Below are 16,509 nucleotides of genomic sequence, written 5' to 3'. Positions count from 1 at the left end.
GCACCGCATTTCCGCGCCGGATATAGGGCGGAGCCACAATGCAAGCTCTTGTGATCGTGCTGGGTTCTCTTTGGCGACCTGTGCCCACGTCTTGTCACTCACCGGGAAATACAAACCCCGGGGGGCGATTCTGCAATGGCAATTTCCGGTAAGGGCACATATACTTTTGTATTAAAACAATATCTTATGGATTAATTTTCCATTTATATTATTAAAAATATCAAATATGTCCCCATGATTTGTCTCATGTTGAATATTATCCTGAAAGATGTTTTAATTCAATCTCTTCGAGTAACAATATTTGATGATTGAATATGTAATTGCAAATATGATTATATTATTTAGTTCTAGAATTGGATACTTTGATCTCAATGGAAAATCTCATTTTATCATGGCGGTCGTTTCGATCCTGGCAACAATTGCATTTTCGCGCTTTAGCACATATCGGCCGGTGTACCGGCCCGCGGGCCAGCCTGCCGCCGGTGCGCGTTTGCCGCTATAGGCGAACCAGCTGAGCCCGCCGCCTTCGACAACCGATTGCTGTTCATGCACGATCTGTCCGTCGGGCCCGGCGATCGAAAATGCCTGATAGTCACCGGCGCGCGCGCCGATCGCATCGACCCACAGGATCAGCGGCGCGTGTCGTCCGTTCGGCATAGGGGGCGGGTCGCGATCGGTGACTGCCTTGGGCGGTACTGCCGAGGCGAGGCCGCCCGTGATCACTGCGCTGGGCTCGTACCCCAGCGAATGCGCCGCCACCGCTGTCCACAGCCCCGTCGTGCGGACTTCGGAATTGCAGGGCGGAAGGGGGGCGGTGCCGACAAACGGATCGACGGCCCTACCGAGATGCCGGACGGTGAAATGCAGATGCGGAAACTCGCTATTTCCCGACAAACCGATCAACCCGATCCGCTCCCCGCCGCTGACGCGCTGGCCCGGGCGCACAGCGATGCTGGCTTGGCGAAGATGGCTATATTGGGTCTGCCAGCCGCCGCCATGGTCGATTACGACCGCATTTCCGGCGTCCCTGCCATCGAGTGCCCCTCGGTTGTTGACGCTGACGTCCGGTTCGCCGTTGCGCGTGCGGAGCACCGTGCCGGGTGCCGCGGCCAGGACTGCAAATCCAGCCCGCATGTCGGCCATGGTGCGCAGGCGAATGTCGATCCCGTCATGCCCGTTCGTCGTCAACTGGCCGCAACGATAGTCGCGGCGGCCCGGCCCCGGGTCGTGATCAAACAGTTTCTGGATAAGGCAGGAACGGCCGACAATGCAGTCAACGGGAAGGTTGAGTGCAGGGGCGCCGTCCGGCGGCAGCGGCTGCAATGCCGCGAACGCCATCGACAAAGGCAGGATGAACATGTGCATCATGGTTGGGCTCAGGTTTCGGGCAGGCCGTTCGCGGCGCAAACGTGACAATGGGTGGAAAATCGATGCCGGCCGCCGCCAGGGGGCATGGCGGCGGACACGGCTAGCCAGCGGGAGCTGACCGAACTAAATTCCGCCGAATGCCGAGGGACGAAACTGCCGCCCGAATATCGACAGAAACCTATTCTTCTTATACCCAATCTCTGCAGACCTGCTCGATCGAAGCAGGCGTCGTCCGGATGATTCTTGCTTATCATCCTTGCGTCAAAATTGGCGGAAGGCGCGGTTTCTTGCCATTCCCTGATGGGGACATTGCAAAAAATTGCCGCTCGGTGACGATCCGAATTCGTTGTGGCATTGGCGATATGCGGATTTTTCCGAACATAAAAAGGAGGGCAGGCCGCGGCCTGCCCTCCAGTTTGCAGAGGTCCGTCGAGGAGTGGCTCCCCGTACGAAGCCTTGTCCTCAGACGAACGTGATCATGTCGTAGGACGCATTGCCTTGGCTGTACGCGTTGAGCGCATCAACCGTGTCATAACCACCCAGCGCAGCGATCGCCGCGATCGGGGCCGAGGCGCCTTCCCAGAAGTCCTCGATCAGCACCGAGCCGACCGCGGTAAAGATGTACACGTCGAGCGCGTCACCCTGGCCGTCCCAGTCGCCGGTGATGACGAACATGTCGGCAGCGGGATCGAAGCCGGCATCGACATCGAATACCAGCGTGTCACGGTTCGCGAGGTTGAAGTCGCGGCCCGATCCGAGGCTGAACGGTGCGCCGATGACGTCGTCGCCAAAGCCGGGCGACGAATCGGTCGCGTCGAACAGGAACAGATCCTTGCCCGCGCCACCCGACATATGATCATCGCCTTCGCCGCCAGTGATCTTGTCGTTGCCGCTTTCGCCTTCCAGATTGTCATCGCCAAGACCACCGTCGATGGTGTCGTTGCCGGTGTCGCCCCGGATGGTGTCGTCACCGTCATCGCCGTTCATCTTGTCGTTGCCCATGCCGCCCGACATATAGTCGTTGCCGTCACCGCCCGACATGGTGTCGTTGCCGCCCGGGGTGTTGCCCAGGTTTTCGTACAGCGTGTCACCATACATGACGTCATCGCCGTCGCCACCGAACATGGTATCGGCGCCCATGTCGCCGGCGAGTTGGTCATTGCCGTCTCCGCCATCGACCAGGTCGTTGCCGGCTCCGCCATAGATCAGGTCGTCACCTTCGTTGCCGGCGAGGTTGTCGTTGCCGTTGTTGCCCTGAATGACGTCGTCGCCGTCGCCGCCTGAAACAACGTCGTTGCCGTCGTTGCCGGTGATGCTGTCGTTGCCATCGCCGCCGGCGATGCTGTCGTTGCCGTCATCACCCGCGAGCAGGTCGTCGCCGTCATTCCCTTCGATAACGTCATCGCCTTCGTCACCGTTGACGATGTCGTTGCCGTTGCCGCCCGAGATGAAATCGGCATCGGTATTCTCCGGATCAAGCGGGTCGAAGAAGGGATCCCCGTTGCCGCGGATCACGTCGTCGCCGTCATCGCCATAGAGGGTGTCGTTACCGCCCTGGCCAGCGATCACGTCGTTGCCGTCGTCGCCGTGGACAAGGTCGTTGCCGTCATTGCCGTTCAGCGTATCGTCGTCGTCGCCGCCGCCGATGTCGTCATCGTCGGCACCGCCCTGGACGAAGTCGAACCCCGCGCCGCCGCGGATGACGTCGTTGCCCGCATCGCCGTTAAGTTCGTCATCGCCATTTTCGCCGGAAAGCGAGTCGTCGCCTTCGCCGCCGTCGAGCTGGTCATAACCGTTGCCGCCGAAGATGGTGTCGTCGCCATCATCGCCCCACAACAGGTCATCGCCGGCATCGCCGTCGATCAGATCGTTGCCGCCTTGGCCGAAGATCTGGTCGTCGCCCGCGCCGCCGGAAATTTCGTCGGCTTGGCCGATGCCGCGGTTATAGTTGCTCTGATTATAGGCATAATCTTCGTCGGCTTTGCGATTGACGCCCTTGTCACCGAAGATCACATCGTTGCCGTCGCCGCCCGAAAGCAGGTCGACGCCATTGGTGTTGGTGCCGCCATCGATATAGTCGTCGCCGTCGCCGCCGGTCACCACGTCGGTTTCGGTCCCGCCGTAGAGATTGTCGTTGCCGGTGCCGCCATCGACGATATCGTTGCCAGCTCCGCCGTCGGCGCGGTCATCGCCCGATTGGCCATAAAGCACGTCGTCTCCGGCATCGCCGCGGAGGAAGTCGTTCCCGCCGCCGCCCCATGCGGTGTCGGCACCAGCGCCGCCGAGCAGCGTGTCGTTGCCATCCGCAACACCGTTGTCGTCGCCGGTGTAAAGGACTTGGCCCGGCGCGGGGACCGAGATGCTCGCCTGGTCGCCGATCAGCGTGTCGTTGCCGTTTCCGCCGTCGATGCGATCATTGCCGCTGCGGCCGATGACATTGTCGTCACCCGCATCGCCGTAAAGATCGTTGTCGAAATTATTGCCGAAAACGGTGTCCGCCCCGCCGTTGCCGCGCGCGTTATAAGGCAGGTTCGCGGTGTGGACGAGGGTGTTCAGATCGATGAAGTCGACCGCATTGGTTCCCAATACCTGGCCACGAGCCGTGGGATTTTTGGGATTGGTCGGTGCGTTAGATGATCCAACTGTAGGCATTTCGCTATCCTCTTCATTGGTGGGTCGCAGGGATGCGGTTTCGCCGACTCGGCTTTGCCATCCCCCCAAATGACCCCGAAAACTCGAGGCCATGACAATGGGATATGGCGGGGCAGGGGGACCGGACATTCCTGCTTGGGGACATGGGGGATATATTTATGAGGTGGTTCATTTTGGGGCAGATCGGCGCCGCACGCATGCCGCGATTTTTCCCGAGCTGCGCGGCTTTCACCACTTTCTGCACTTGCCGAAACAGCACAATCCGAAAAGAAAACGTGCTTGTTAGTTAAGTTTTTGACCGAGCGTCGAGCTTGCCGGGCGTCCCGAGCTTCCCGCAGGCGCAGCAGCGTCGGAGGGGTCGCGATCGGGCGTCTGACCCAGCGTTGACGTCTGCGGGCGAGGCGCTGTTGCGGGATCGGCAACGGCCTTGTTAACGTCGGCCACGCGAGGTCGGCCGAGCGCCGACATCGTCGGGCGCTCGCTCGTGTCGGAACTGCAGCAGCGGCCGTCGAGAATGGCCTTGGTGTCGAGCTGCCCTGTCGCTGCCAGCAAGCTCGCGCGCGCGACAAATTCGTTGCGATGGGCGCGCTCCAGGGTGACGCGCGCGTTCAGCAATTCATTCTGCGCATTCAGAACGTCGGTGAGGGTCCGGTTGCCACCGACCGCTTCCTTCTTGATGCCCTCTGCCGCTTCTTGCGTGGCCGCGACCGCCGCCTCAGCTGCGACGATCGTGCTCTTTGCCGACTGCCAGCGCGCCCAAGCGTTCGCGACCTCCTCCGCTACCGTTCGTACCGCCATATCAACTTGCGAAAGGCGTTGATCGCGGACCGCGCGAGCGCGGCGAACCTCGGCATGATCGCGCGGCAGGAAAATTGGCACGCGCAGTTCAAGCCCGTAATAGAGCGACGAGCGATCGTCAGGATATTTGCCCGTAAATGTATTGGTCGCGCCGCCGGTCAGATAATCATAGCCGGTAACCGCATCGAGTTGCGGGAGCAATGCGCCAGTGGCAAATTGCACCCCCGACTTGCCCGCCTGGGCGTTGAGCCGCGCTGCTCGGAGCCGCGGCGCCGCATCCTGGGCAATTCTTTGAGCCGCGGCAAGCGATAAGGGAACCTCCGCGAGCGGCGGCAGAGGCGGCACCATCGTTCCAGACTGCCCGCTGATATTGCGAAACCGATGTCCGTTGACGCCCAGTTCTTCGGTCGCGGAAAGGACCCCGGCTTGCGAGGTCGCGAACCGCGCGCGCGCCAGTTCTTCATCGGTACGGGTGGCCTCACCAAATTCGAGCCGACGCGACGTCGCGCGTAGCTGCTCTCCGATTGCCTCAGTCTGTGCCTCGGTGAATCGCAGGATCTTGCGATTGAGCTGGACGTCCGCGGCGCTGGTCAGCAGTTCGAGCAGTACGTCCGAAATAATAGCGTCCAGCCCCGCGCTGGTCGCTTCCAGTTCGGCCTTGGCGATTTTGACCCCATTGTAAGTGCGGTCGCCGTCATAGAAGCGCAACCGCGCCTCGATCCCGGCCTGTCCGGCGGTGTAGCGCGCGTCGTTCGTACTGCTACCGTTTTTGATGTCGATCTCACGCCGCTGCAATACGCCGTTCGCTTCGATCGTCGGCAAATAGCTTGCCTCGGCCGCTTGTAGCCGTGCGGCCGCGACGCGAACCTGATGGCGCTGTGCCGCGATTTCGGGGTTGGAGATGACGACTTGACGCGCGAGCGCGGCCATCGTGCTCGATGGCGCGACCGCGGACGACGCCGACTGCGCGAGCAGTGGAGTCGGAGCTATGGCGAACGCCGCGGCGGCAGCGGGTGCGCCGAGCGTGCTCGCCCAAAACGTCCTTGATTTCCGCACGTCACCCCTCCTGAATCATTCCAGATTCGAGTGCCGACCCCCTCTTTTCGTAGCTATCAAAGAGTAATGTGCGGCGGCGGAACGGGAAACTACTCTAACGGATATGTCCGAGGGGATAATAGACTCGATCGGCCGAATCGAAATAGACAAAGTGCGTCGCCAGCATCCGTCACGGCCGGCGACGCTATCGAGAGATTCGCGTCAATCGAAAGCCAACGCCGGGTGACAATTGCTTCGGGCAATCCCGGTGGGCGCATAGGTTCTGGCCCGTAACCAGAGCATTGCGCCAGACATCATGGTCGCGCGTGAAACGCCTGTTGCGAGCCTCGGCCTCGCTTCGGGGACGATGTTTTTTGGGGGCCCTAATGTCTGCGACCATGGAATTTCCAACCCAATATCACGAGGCGACGCGCGACAAAGCGATCCGCGGCGATGTCCACCTGTTTGAGGCGTTGGCAGGGGGCGAAGATCATGACGTCTTGGCGGACCATTGCCTGTCGGACGATGCCGCCGCCAACACCCGGCGGCTCTGGCACGATTACTTGCTGCAATTTGATGTGAGGTCGGCGATTTTGACCGTCACACTGCCGGGAACGAGGCGTCAACGTCACTCCTTTTTGATCGGCTTCGACCAGATGCGCGGCGACCCCACCGCTACTCGGCATCTGCTGGTAATGATGCAGGATATCTGGGAGCGGATCGGCGCGCAGCCGGTGCATCATTTCCAGTTTTCCGGCGCCCTGTTCCGCGCGGCAGCTGGACCGATTGACGCTCACGTCGACAGTCCGCTCCACAACGGCATTGCGATCCAGATGAAGCGTGATGGCAAGGACATTCGCGCGCTGTTTTTTCGCCAGGATGGCGAGGCGCATTTCAGCGATCGTGATGCGGCATCACTGCAGCTGATCACGCCGCTACTGGCAGAGTCGGCCACCGGGGTGGCGCAGCTGGCACAGCAGTCGCAACGCTCTGCCATGCTGGAGGGTATGTTTGACCGGGTTTCGATGGCGATGGCGCTGTTGTCGGCCGACGCACAGCCCCTGTTTTTAAACAGTGCGGCCACCATTTTGGTCGAACAGCGAAAATGGCTGATCCGCGCCGCTGACGGCGCGATTTTCGCCGCAGATCCGAGGCAAGCCAAGCAATTGCGCGAAAGCATACGCCGCGCCGCCACCGCATCGCCCGATGCGCCGGTCGAAGATGTCTTCCGGCTCGATTGCCGCGATGGTGAATGGCGACTCGCCTACGTCATCTCGGCCAAATCGCGCACCGGGGAGAACATGACGCGCTGTGCCATGGTGATCATAATGGGTCCGGGCAAGGTCGATGCACCGACATCGCTGCTCGAAGCGCTCGGCTTGCTGCCGTCCGAACAGCGGTTCTTGGGCCACTTCCTGAAATCGAGCAGCCTGTGCACTGCGGCGGAAGGGTGCGGGCTGTCGGAGGAGACGGCGCGGACGTATCTGAAGCGCGTGCGCGCAAAGTTGGGTGTTCATCGCCAGATGGAGTTGGCCGGATTGATCTCGGGTCTGGTGCTGCCGCTGAACGCTGCGGATGGCTCTGCGCGACTGGGACAATAGACATGTCTTGGAACCCTCTCGCCGCTGGGCGGGCGTCTGCCAATCCGGACAATCTGCTCAAAAAGCTTTTGATCCCGCAAAAGCCGATTGCGGTTCGGCTCATCCTGTTCTCTGCGATCGCCAACATGGCGGCGCTGGCCATGTCACTATTCATGATGCAGGTCTTTGACCGCGTCCTGACCAGCCAGAGCAAAGACACGCTGTTCTTCCTCGCACTGGCAATCACTCTCGTCGTTGCGTTGGGTTCGACGCTCGACGGCATTCGGCAACAGGTTGCGAACCGGGTTGGCACCTGGATGGCGCAGCAATTGGGCCCGACGCTGCTGCTGCGCTCGCTTGAACAAAGGCTGGTCGCGCCGAACGTCCGGCTCGAAGCGCTCCGCGAAATGATGCAGGTCAAGAATTTCATCTCGACCCCGACGGTATTCAGCGTCGTCGACATGTTGTGGGTGCCGCTTTACCTGCTGGTCGTCTTTTTGCTGCACCCGGTCTTCGGCCTGCTGTCCGCGGTCGGCGCAGCAACGTTGTTCGGCCTCACCTGGTACAATGAAAGGATCACGCGCGCGGCGATCAGTAGGGCCCAGTCACTCGCCAGCAGCAACATGCAATATGCCGAATCGCTGGTCCGCAACAGCGAAGTCATTGACGCCATGGGGATGGGCCCGGATACCATCGCACATTGGCGCGAGCGCTACATCGCCGAAACCGACGCGGTCGACCGCACCCAGTTTCAGTCTAGCAAGATCCTGGCGTGGATGAAGTTTGTCCGCAACCTCGTTCAGATCGCCGTCCTCGGCATCGGCGCGTTGCTCGTGCTCGACCAGCAGCTCACCGGGGGCGCGATGATTGCCGGATCGATCCTGATTGCGCGTCTGCTCGCACCAATCGAGGCGGCGATGAGCTATTGGAAACAGTTCGTGCTGGCGCGTGAAAGTCTAAAACGCCTGTCACGTTTTTGTGACCTGCCCACGCCGCGCCCGTCGCAGATGGCGTTGCCCAAGCCGTCGGGCGCGATGGCCGTTGAAAAGCTGACCTACTCGGCGCCCGGCATGAAGGGCGCGATCCTGAAAAACGTCAGCTTTGCGATCGCGCCAGGAACGTCGCTGGCGATCGTTGGTCCGTCAGCGTCGGGCAAGACTACCTTGTCGCGGTTGCTCGTCGGAGTACTCAAGCCTTTGTCAGGGCATGTGCGGCTCGACGGCGCCGATACCTTCGACTGGATGCGCAGCGATTTTGGCCCGAACATCGGCTATCTGCCGCAGGACGTCGAACTGCTGCCCGGATCGATCCGCGAGAATATCGGGCGCTTTCGTCCCGATGCACGTGATGCTGACGTGATCGCGGCGGCAAAGCTGGCAGATTGCCACGATATGATCTTGCACCTCGATGGCGGCTATGACTGCGTCCTCACCGATGGCGGGCATCAGCTGTCAGGTGGTCAGCGTCAGCGCATCGGGCTGGCACGTGCGCTGTTCGGGCTGCCGCCGCTAGTCGTGCTCGACGAACCAAACGCCAGCCTTGATGCGCGCGGCGACGCGGCGCTGCTGGCAACGATCAAGAAGCTGAAGGCGCTCAACATGACGACGATCATCGTCTCGCATCGCGCCAATCTGCTCGAACTGGCGGACAAGATATTACTGATGATGGACGGTCAGGTTGCGAAATTCGGCGATGCCCGGACGGTGGTCGAAGAGATGGCCGGTAAGCGGCGGTCCATCGCGCCCGGCGAGGCCGCGCCTCCAGCCGATCCCGGCAACGCCAAGCCAGCGATGTTCAAACACGGGGGAATGGAGGCATGAACATCCCTTTTCGCTTCCGCGAGGACGGAGATCGGGTGCGCCTGGCGCTGCCGCCCCCCGCTCATGATGTCGCTGGTCCGCGGGTGAGAGGATCGATGCGTCTCGCGCTGGTGTCGATCGGTCTGTTCGTGGTCGTTTTCGCGGCTTGGAGCTGGGCTGCGCCACTGAACAGCGCGGCGATCGCCAGTGGATTTCTGGAGGCCGAAGGCGGAGGGCGCCGGACGGTCCAGCATCTGGAAGGCGGCATCGTGCGCAAATTCCTGGTGAAGGAAGGGCAGGAGGTGCGCGCCGGCCAACCGCTCGTGCTGTTCGACGCGACGCAGAGCGAGGCATCGGACGTGGCCATGCGGACCAGCTTGTACGGCCTGCTCGCACAAGACGCGCGGCTCACCGCCGAGCGGTTGGGCCTGCCGGTGGTCCGCTACCCGGCCGAATTGCTGGAGGCGGCGGACGATCCCCAGGTGAGGGAGATCATTGCCGCCTCCAATGCGGAATTTGCCTCGCGGCGGCGTGGTCTTGCCGAACAGACGCAGATCCTCTCACAGCGGGTTGGTCAGTCGAATGCCGATATCCGCAGCTCAGAAGCGCAAATCGCGGCGCTGACCGATCAGGCAAAACTGCTCGACGATGAACAGATCAGCGTCGACATGCTTGTCGATGAGGGGTTGGAGCGAAAATCGCGGCTGCTCGCGCTGCAACGCCAGAGGGCATTGGTTGACGGTGAGCGGGGCAAGCTCGCTAACAACCTCGATCGGCTACGCGACACAATTGGCGAGACGCGTGCCCAGATGGTGTCGCTGCGCGGGCAGGCCGTGCTCGAAGCAGCCGGACAGCAGCGCCAAGTGCAATTGCAGATAGCCGAGGTACGCGAGAAGCTGACGGTCAGCAGCGATATTCGCGCGCGTCAGCAGGTGGTCGCGCCGATCGCCGGTCGCGTTGCCAATCTGCGGCTGATTACGCCCGGGGGCGTGATCGGAGCCGGCCAGCCGATCCTCGACATTGTACCCACGTCTGAAAAGATCGTAGTGTCGGCACGGTTACGTCCGATCGACATCGACGTGGTACACAAGGGGTTGAAGGCAGAGATCAAGCTGACGCCGTACAAGGCACGGGTGATCCCCAACCTCCTCGGGACTGTCAAGGAAGTAAGTCCCGATGCGATCTACGACAAGGACGCGCAGCAAATCTACTACAAGGTGATTGTCGAGGTATCGGCAGCGCAGCTCAGGAAATACCCCGATGTCCAGTTGATGTCGGGAATGCCCGCCGAGGTCTATATCGACCTCGGGTCCAGTTCGCTGGTGCAATATCTGTTCCAGCCGATGATCGACAGTTTCAATCGGTCCTTCCGCGAGGGATGACCCCGACGCGGCTTGGTCCACTGCGAACGCCGGGGTCGGCCAGCATAATGGGGGGAAGAGCTTGGTGGAATCTGGAATATCGTTCCGCAGCCTTCGTCAGACGGTGCAAGGCGCCGCGCTGGGCGTCGCGGCGATATTCTGCGTCGGCGAATCCGCGCCGCTCTATGCACGTGAGCGCGCGATCGTTCAGGCGCCACCTTATGCTCCCTTTCGCCACTCGACGGCGATGGCGCGTGTTCTGGCGGTCCAGGAAGGTTGGCCGCCCGAGCCCGCGGATGCCGATTCCTCCAACGTGGCGCGGGCGGACGCTTCGGGCACCCTTTTCTTGTCGGCGCCGATTGCGCCAGGTTTGGCCGCAGCCGGACCGCCGCCCGAAGCGTCGGATGCGCATCGGAAAAGTGCACAGGCCACGCCCTTGGCTATCGACTGGGACGCGCCGATCGCACCAAGGACTGCCGCTGCCTCGCCTTCGTCGTTGGCCAGCGCGCGAAAGGCTGACGATGTCGGCTTCGACACCGCCTCGAAGGGGGCGATCGGCGAAACATCGGCCTATCTCAATGTCGATGTCGATGTTGACGTCGGCGGCGCGGATTGGCTGGGTAATGCCGGGCTTCGCCGACGAGCGGTGATCGCGCGCGCAGAGACGTCTGTCACGGATCGGGCCATTTGTGGCGACTGCCTCGATCATTGGGACGGCAAGTTCGCGGATATGCGGGGGCGCGCGGTGCGGCAGACGGCCGCTATCGCGCGCGGCCCGACAGGGGCGGAGCGCGGCCGGGCTCCACGCGGCGCGGTGAACGCAATTCCGAACAGCTTGAGGCCGGGCATTGCTATTCGCTTCGGTCCGTCCGCTCCCGTTACCACTTTCGATCCGCCAGCGCTGCCTTCCGACATGATAAATCTGGCGTGCGTGGTGGCTGCCCAGAACCGGGCGGGGCCGCCGTGCTTTTCCGTCGGCAGCGCCAATCGCGTTGGCCTTGATGCGACGGCAAGCATGGGCCGATTCCCCGCCTTCGAGGCCGATGTCTCTGCCGCCCCCTGGCTCGGCGACGGGGGGCGGCGCCGGGCCGCGCTCCTCGCGCGGCCCGAAGCTTCGAAGCTGGGTATGGCGTCGCAGCCGACCGGCAACGTCGAGGACGATGGCGCTGTCCTGCCGTCCGAGGCCGTTACCGGCATTGATGGCGCTGACGGCCAAGCCAGCGAGACCGATCTTTTGGCGATCAAGACGCTGCCGCGGGGAGGGATCGCTTTTTCAGGTGGCTATTCGTCGCTCGAAGGGCCGATCGGTACCGTCAAGATCGCGCGCACCAACATCGGCGCGCCGGGCCGCGACATCAACGCATCGGTGCGCTACTCGAAAATTCAGCGCCTGTTCGAATTTGGTCTCGCTGATGCTAATTTCATGGGCAGAAAATTGTTGCTGGCGCCGACATTTTTCTATTCCCGATCCACCGCGGTAGGCTTCGACGCTCAAAGCAAATCGTCTGTGTTTCGGCAGACCGCACGCGGCGTTAATTTCTATGCCGCGAAACCCATCGGCCGGGGCCTGCGGGTCGCCGCAAATTACCGCTATTCGGACGAGGATTTCCTGATTCGCCAGCAGAATGCGCAATGTGACGTCGGCCTGCATGGCAGCCCGTTCTGCAATGCGCTGGGCCGGTCGACCAGTTCGGTATTGAGCGTTGGACTCACGCTCGACCGGCGCGACCGCGCGGTCGGTCCGACGCGCGGATTTCAGCTTCGCCTCACGCCGGAAATTGCCGGACCGGGGGGCACTTCGCGCTTTTTCCGGTTTCGCGCAGCCGGTAACTTCCACCGCCGTATCGGCGACATGCTTGATGTGTCCTTGGGACTGGAGGGGGGGATAATGGAACCGATCGGGGGGCGGACAATCCCGCTGTTCGACCGTTTCTATATTGGTGGCAACAGCATGCGCGGTTTCGACCTGCGCGGGATCGGACCCAAGGTCGTTCCGCTGAAGGCGCCCGTTGCCCCGCCGACGGCGATCGGCGGCCGTGCCTATTATGCCGGGCGGTTGGAAGTGGCATTTCGGGTGGAAGGCGCGATGCAAAAATTCGGTGTCATCCCCAGCGTTTTCGTTGATGCCGGGTCCGTGTTCGGCGCGTCGAAGAACGAGCTGATTACCGGCGAGCGACTGATCGGAAACTCAGCGAAGCCACGCGTGGCGGTCGGCTTGGGGCTGGCATTCAACGCTGGGCCAGGGCAATTGCGGTTCAGTCTCGCCCAGCCTGTCGTGCGCCAGGAAGGCGATCGTTCAAGGAAATTCTCCATCTCCTTGGGAACGGCCTTCTAGCGGTCGAGCGCAAGGCGCGCAGCCTCCATATCTGTACAATCGCGGGACCGGCGGATTTTCGGATGTCCCCATCTGGGAATGATGGAAAACCGGCGCTTCTGGCAAGTGAGGTCGATTATGATGGCGGACTTTGGGGGCGATAATGAATTGCAACGTCACCGGCACGAACGACCGTCTGTCGATCCGCATCGAACCGGCTCTTGGCCGATGCGCGCGGCTCCGCGTTCTCGGCCGCACCGGTTGGAAGCTGCGCCGTTCATGAGTGCCTCGGCCGGCCCCGTCTATTATGGCACGACCGAACCTCTTCCGACGCGGCTTCGTCGTTTTCGCGAACTGTGCGGCATCAGCCGCTCGGAGCTCGCGCTGCGGACGGGTCTCAGTCGGCCGACGATATGGGCGTGGGAATCGGGCAAAACCCGGCCGCGGCTTAGAAACCTGCGCGTTTTGGCGAACGTCCTCGGTATCTCGCAGCTCGAGCTTGTCGGCGGGCTCGAGGCAGCGGTTCCTGACAACGAAGTCGAGGCGATGTTGGCGACGGGGTGGGAACATGGCGACATGCCCGCAGGGATCGCCAATCCGCAGCGGCTCAGCATCATGATCTATGCCGCCAAGCTCAGCATTGCGGCGCTTGCCGGGATCAAGGCGCAGAATGTGAAAATTTCGATCGAGCTCTGAAATGCGCCGCCACGGCTATTGCCGGTAAGAGCCTACCCCTTCGCCGAGGTACTGATTGTTCGCCTCACGCTGCGCGGCCGCCTCGTCATCGTATAGAAAGGGTAGAAACGCGTAGCGCCGCCCTTGCGTGACCGGCGTGGCCTCGTGCAGCAGGCCGCAGCCAAACACGATCGCGCCGCCGGGGGCGGGGCGGTATGTGCGCGCACCGAACTCGGGAAAACGCAGTTCGCCGCCCTCGAAATCATCATTGAGGTTGATCGTCACCGCAAAGCGGCGGTGCGCGGTGCCCATTGTCGTATTGTCGCGATGGGCCCGAAAGTGACCGGCGACCGATGCGTCGTAGCACGCGACAATGTAGCGCTCCATGCGGGTCGCGTCGAAGTTGAAGGCGCGCTGGATCACCGGACGAAGGCAATGGTTCACCCGGGCACTGAGCGCGCGGCAAAAGGCCGGATCCTTGATCGTGACGTCCGACCGGCGTTTGTGGCCATGATCGATGACCGATATCGTCTTGCCGCCAACCTCTCGCATGAAGCCGGAATCCTGCCCGCCTTCGGCGTCATAAAGCTCAATCAGCCGCCGACAGGTCGCGCGGTCGAAGACACGCGGCACGGACAGTACCGGCGCCCAGTCTTCGGGCTTGCCCTCTTGGGTCAGGCGATCGGTCAGCGCCAGCGCCTTGTCGGCGTCGGCCAGATGATAGCGACCGGCAACGCGTAACTGGCGATCCAGCACGATGATATAGGGTTCGTAATGGTTGCTGTCTGCCGAAGAGGCGCCATATGCGTTGCTGACCGCACGATCACTGTCGAGGATGTAGCGGATCCCGGGAATCCGCGTAGTGATCCGCCCGGCCGCATGGTCCGCGACATCCAGAATGACTCCGAAAAACGAACAGCGACTGTCGTCGAAACGATCGGGATCGGCCATCAGCCTGGCATGGGCGGCGCGGACCCGATCGACGGTCGCTGAGCCCATGAAAAACAGCAAGACTGCACGTCCGGCAACCGTATGGAACGTATATTGCGGGTTTACGTCCAGTACATGCGTCTTGAACCATGGCGCTGCCGATCCGACGATCGGTTTCGGTATGGAATCTTCCCGCGTCGCAGATCGTGCCATGATACCGCCCCCCGCCCCCGCGTGCTGCTCGAACCTTGTAGCATTTGGGAGAAATGGGCACAAGCGCGCCGGGCGCGGCGCCAACTCGTCGATGATATTCGCAGCACATGGCAGGTCAGCATCCGGCGGGCCTGCAGCGTGCTCCGGTCAGAACGATCCAGCTACCACTATCGTGGCAAGGGTGCCGATCAGGCCGACCTCAAGCAGCGGATCAAGGAGCTCGCGGAGACGCGGGTTCGGTACGGCTGTCGCCGTATTCATATGCTGCTTCAACGCGAAGGCTGGGCGATCAACGGCAAGCAGGTTTATCGGCTTTACAAGGAGATGGGCCTTGGGCTGCGCAATAAGCCGTCCAAACGGCGGGTGAAGGCGAAGCTGAGGGAAGGCCGCTGTGCGGCCTCCCGCGTTAATGATGTATGGGCCAAGGGCTTCGTCCAGGACCAGTTGGCGACAGGACCGAAGCTGCGGATCCTCACAGTGGTCGACACCTTCCGCCGGTTCTCGCCGGCAGTGGTTCCGCGGTTCCGGTTCCGGGCACCGGACGTGGTCGAAATGCTGGAACGGGTCTGCGGGCAGGTGGGTTATCCCGCCTCGATATGGGCTGACAGTGGCATCGAATTTATCTCCTGCGAGCTCGATCTGTGGGCCTACATGAAAGGCGCGACGCTCGGCTTCTTGCGGCTTGGCAAGCCCACCGACAACGCGTTCAACGGGAAGTTCCGGGCGGAATGCCTGAACGCCCACTGGTTCATGAGCCTGGATGATGCGGTCCAAAAATGCGAGGCTTGGCGTAGAGACTACAACGAGATACGACCGCACAGCGCGATCGGCAACAAACCACCGATATCGCTCATGTTGGCGTCAGCGGCACATGGCCCGCCCTGATGCCCGCACGCTGGAAAGCCGCCAGCAGGGTGGTCCAGAAACGGGGTGTAGCTCTTGATGACCTGGCCCAAACTGTGCGATCGAAACGCGGTCAAAATGCCCTCTCCATCGATATCAAATTGGACCATTTTGTTAGTCGAACTACAGTTATGGCCCCAAACATGTGGGGAAATATGTGGGGGTAGGACGCGGACATCGAAGAATAAAGAATTAAATATCAATGGCTAAGCGTGCGGTTCGATACAAGCCCTGCCACCACCGCTTTTGACGACGATCCTCACTTGCCGCGTCGCGGCCCCGCGGCGGGATCAGTGTCGAGCAGGTCTTCCAGAAACAGCGACATCAGCATGGCCTGGCTGCCGACGCCTGCCTTGGCATAGACTTGGCTGAGCTGCGCGCGCACGGTGCCTGACGCAGCGCCGCGGAGTCGAGCGATTTCGGCGACGTCGCAGCCCTTGAGCGCGAACAGCGCGACGTCGCTCTCTCCGCGCGTCAGTGACCAGGCATCGAAGCGATGGGCAATATGGTCGGCGAGTGCGCCGCGAGCGCGGGCGAGCGCATCGTCGGCGCGTGCGAGATCGGCTGCGATCCGGCGCAGGTGGCGCGCGCCGAGTACGACGCCGGCGAGCAGTGCGAGGGCGACGAGGCATTCCATCATCACCTCGACGCTGAAGCCGCGTCCGGCCTGTTCGATCAGATCGTCGATCCCGTCGACGACGAAATAGCTCGCGGCGACGGCTTGAAGCGCCACCACGGCGATCGGGCCGATCAGACGGGACGAAAAGCGGCTTTTACCGGGCGCAGACTGGATAGATGGCATGGCACTTCCGCTTATCGGGACGGGAATAAGCGCCTGCTTATAGGGCGAAACGCTCCGCCGCGCTAATCGTGCGCCACAC

10 protein-coding genes and 1 pseudogene are annotated in these 16,509 nt (G+C 61.9%); 6 read left to right on the top strand and 5 right to left on the bottom strand.

The window, feature by feature from the left end:
• Window positions 1-381 precede the first annotated feature (381 nt).
• The 3 genes from MU856_RS07240 to MU856_RS07230 form a co-directional block, all read right to left on the bottom strand.
• Window positions 382-1,416, bottom strand: coding sequence for a M23 family metallopeptidase (locus tag MU856_RS07240; RefSeq protein WP_263588694.1), 1,035 nt, complete (start codon window positions 1,414-1,416; stop codon window positions 382-384).
• A gap of 414 nt (window positions 1,417-1,830) precedes the next feature.
• Window positions 1,831-4,020, bottom strand: a complete 2,190-nt coding sequence (locus MU856_RS07235) for a calcium-binding protein (protein WP_263588693.1) — start codon at window positions 4,018-4,020, stop codon at window positions 1,831-1,833.
• 282 nt (window positions 4,021-4,302) lie between these two features.
• On the bottom strand, window positions 4,303-5,874 hold the full coding sequence (locus MU856_RS07230) for a TolC family protein (RefSeq protein WP_263588692.1): 1,572 nt from the start codon (window positions 5,872-5,874) through the stop codon (window positions 4,303-4,305).
• Window positions 5,875-6,251: 377 nt separating this feature from the next.
• Here MU856_RS07230 and MU856_RS07225 point away from each other — a divergent pair, with 377 nt between their 5' ends.
• The 5 genes from MU856_RS07225 (at window position 6,252) to MU856_RS07205 (ending at window position 13,603) form a co-directional block, all read left to right on the top strand.
• A complete protein-coding gene (locus MU856_RS07225) occupies window positions 6,252-7,454 on the top strand; it encodes a helix-turn-helix transcriptional regulator (RefSeq protein ID WP_263588691.1) in 1,203 nt (400 codons plus the stop codon).
• Between the two features lie 2 nt (window positions 7,455-7,456).
• Window positions 7,457-9,253: a type I secretion system permease/ATPase gene (locus MU856_RS07220; protein WP_217373470.1), complete on the top strand. Its 1,797-nt coding sequence runs from the start codon at window positions 7,457-7,459 to the stop codon at window positions 9,251-9,253.
• A gap of 95 nt (window positions 9,254-9,348) precedes the next feature.
• Window positions 9,349-10,614 (top strand): HlyD family type I secretion periplasmic adaptor subunit, encoded by a 1,266-nt coding sequence (locus MU856_RS07215; RefSeq protein ID WP_263588690.1) that lies wholly within the window; start codon window positions 9,349-9,351, stop codon window positions 10,612-10,614.
• Window positions 10,615-10,717: 103 nt separating this feature from the next.
• Entirely contained in the window at window positions 10,718-12,928 is a 2,211-nt protein-coding gene (locus tag MU856_RS07210) for an outer membrane protein assembly factor (protein ID WP_263588689.1), read from the top strand.
• A 258-nt stretch (window positions 12,929-13,186) separates the two neighbouring features.
• Window positions 13,187-13,603 (top strand): helix-turn-helix domain-containing protein, encoded by a 417-nt coding sequence (locus MU856_RS07205; protein WP_186401929.1) that lies wholly within the window; start codon window positions 13,187-13,189, stop codon window positions 13,601-13,603.
• Window positions 13,604-13,618: 15 nt separating this feature from the next.
• Here the strand turns inward: MU856_RS07205 and MU856_RS07200 are convergent, their stop codons facing one another.
• Window positions 13,619-14,725 carry a 2OG-Fe(II) oxygenase gene (locus tag MU856_RS07200; protein ID WP_263588688.1) on the bottom strand — a complete coding sequence of 369 codons (1,107 nt, stop codon included), beginning with the start codon at window positions 14,723-14,725 and terminating at the stop codon, window positions 13,619-13,621.
• A 75-nt stretch (window positions 14,726-14,800) separates the two neighbouring features.
• On the opposite strand from MU856_RS07200, the pseudogene MU856_RS07195 reads away from it, so the two are divergent.
• Window positions 14,801-15,610: pseudogene (locus MU856_RS07195) on the top strand (IS3 family transposase); the annotation flags it as partial.
• Window positions 15,611-15,887: 277 nt separating this feature from the next.
• Here MU856_RS07195 and MU856_RS07190 read toward each other — a convergent pair.
• Window positions 15,888-16,430 carry a helix-turn-helix transcriptional regulator gene (locus MU856_RS07190; protein WP_186401926.1) on the bottom strand — a complete coding sequence of 181 codons (543 nt, stop codon included), beginning with the start codon at window positions 16,428-16,430 and terminating at the stop codon, window positions 15,888-15,890.
• Between the last annotated feature and the right edge of the window lie 79 nt (window positions 16,431-16,509).

It is taken from the genome of Sphingopyxis sp. GC21 (assembly GCF_025727575.1).
Classification (GTDB): Bacteria; Pseudomonadota; Alphaproteobacteria; order Sphingomonadales; family Sphingomonadaceae; genus Sphingopyxis; species Sphingopyxis terrae_A.
The sequence above is the reverse complement of the archived record's forward strand: the minus strand, read 5'-3'. Positions and strand labels throughout refer to the sequence as shown.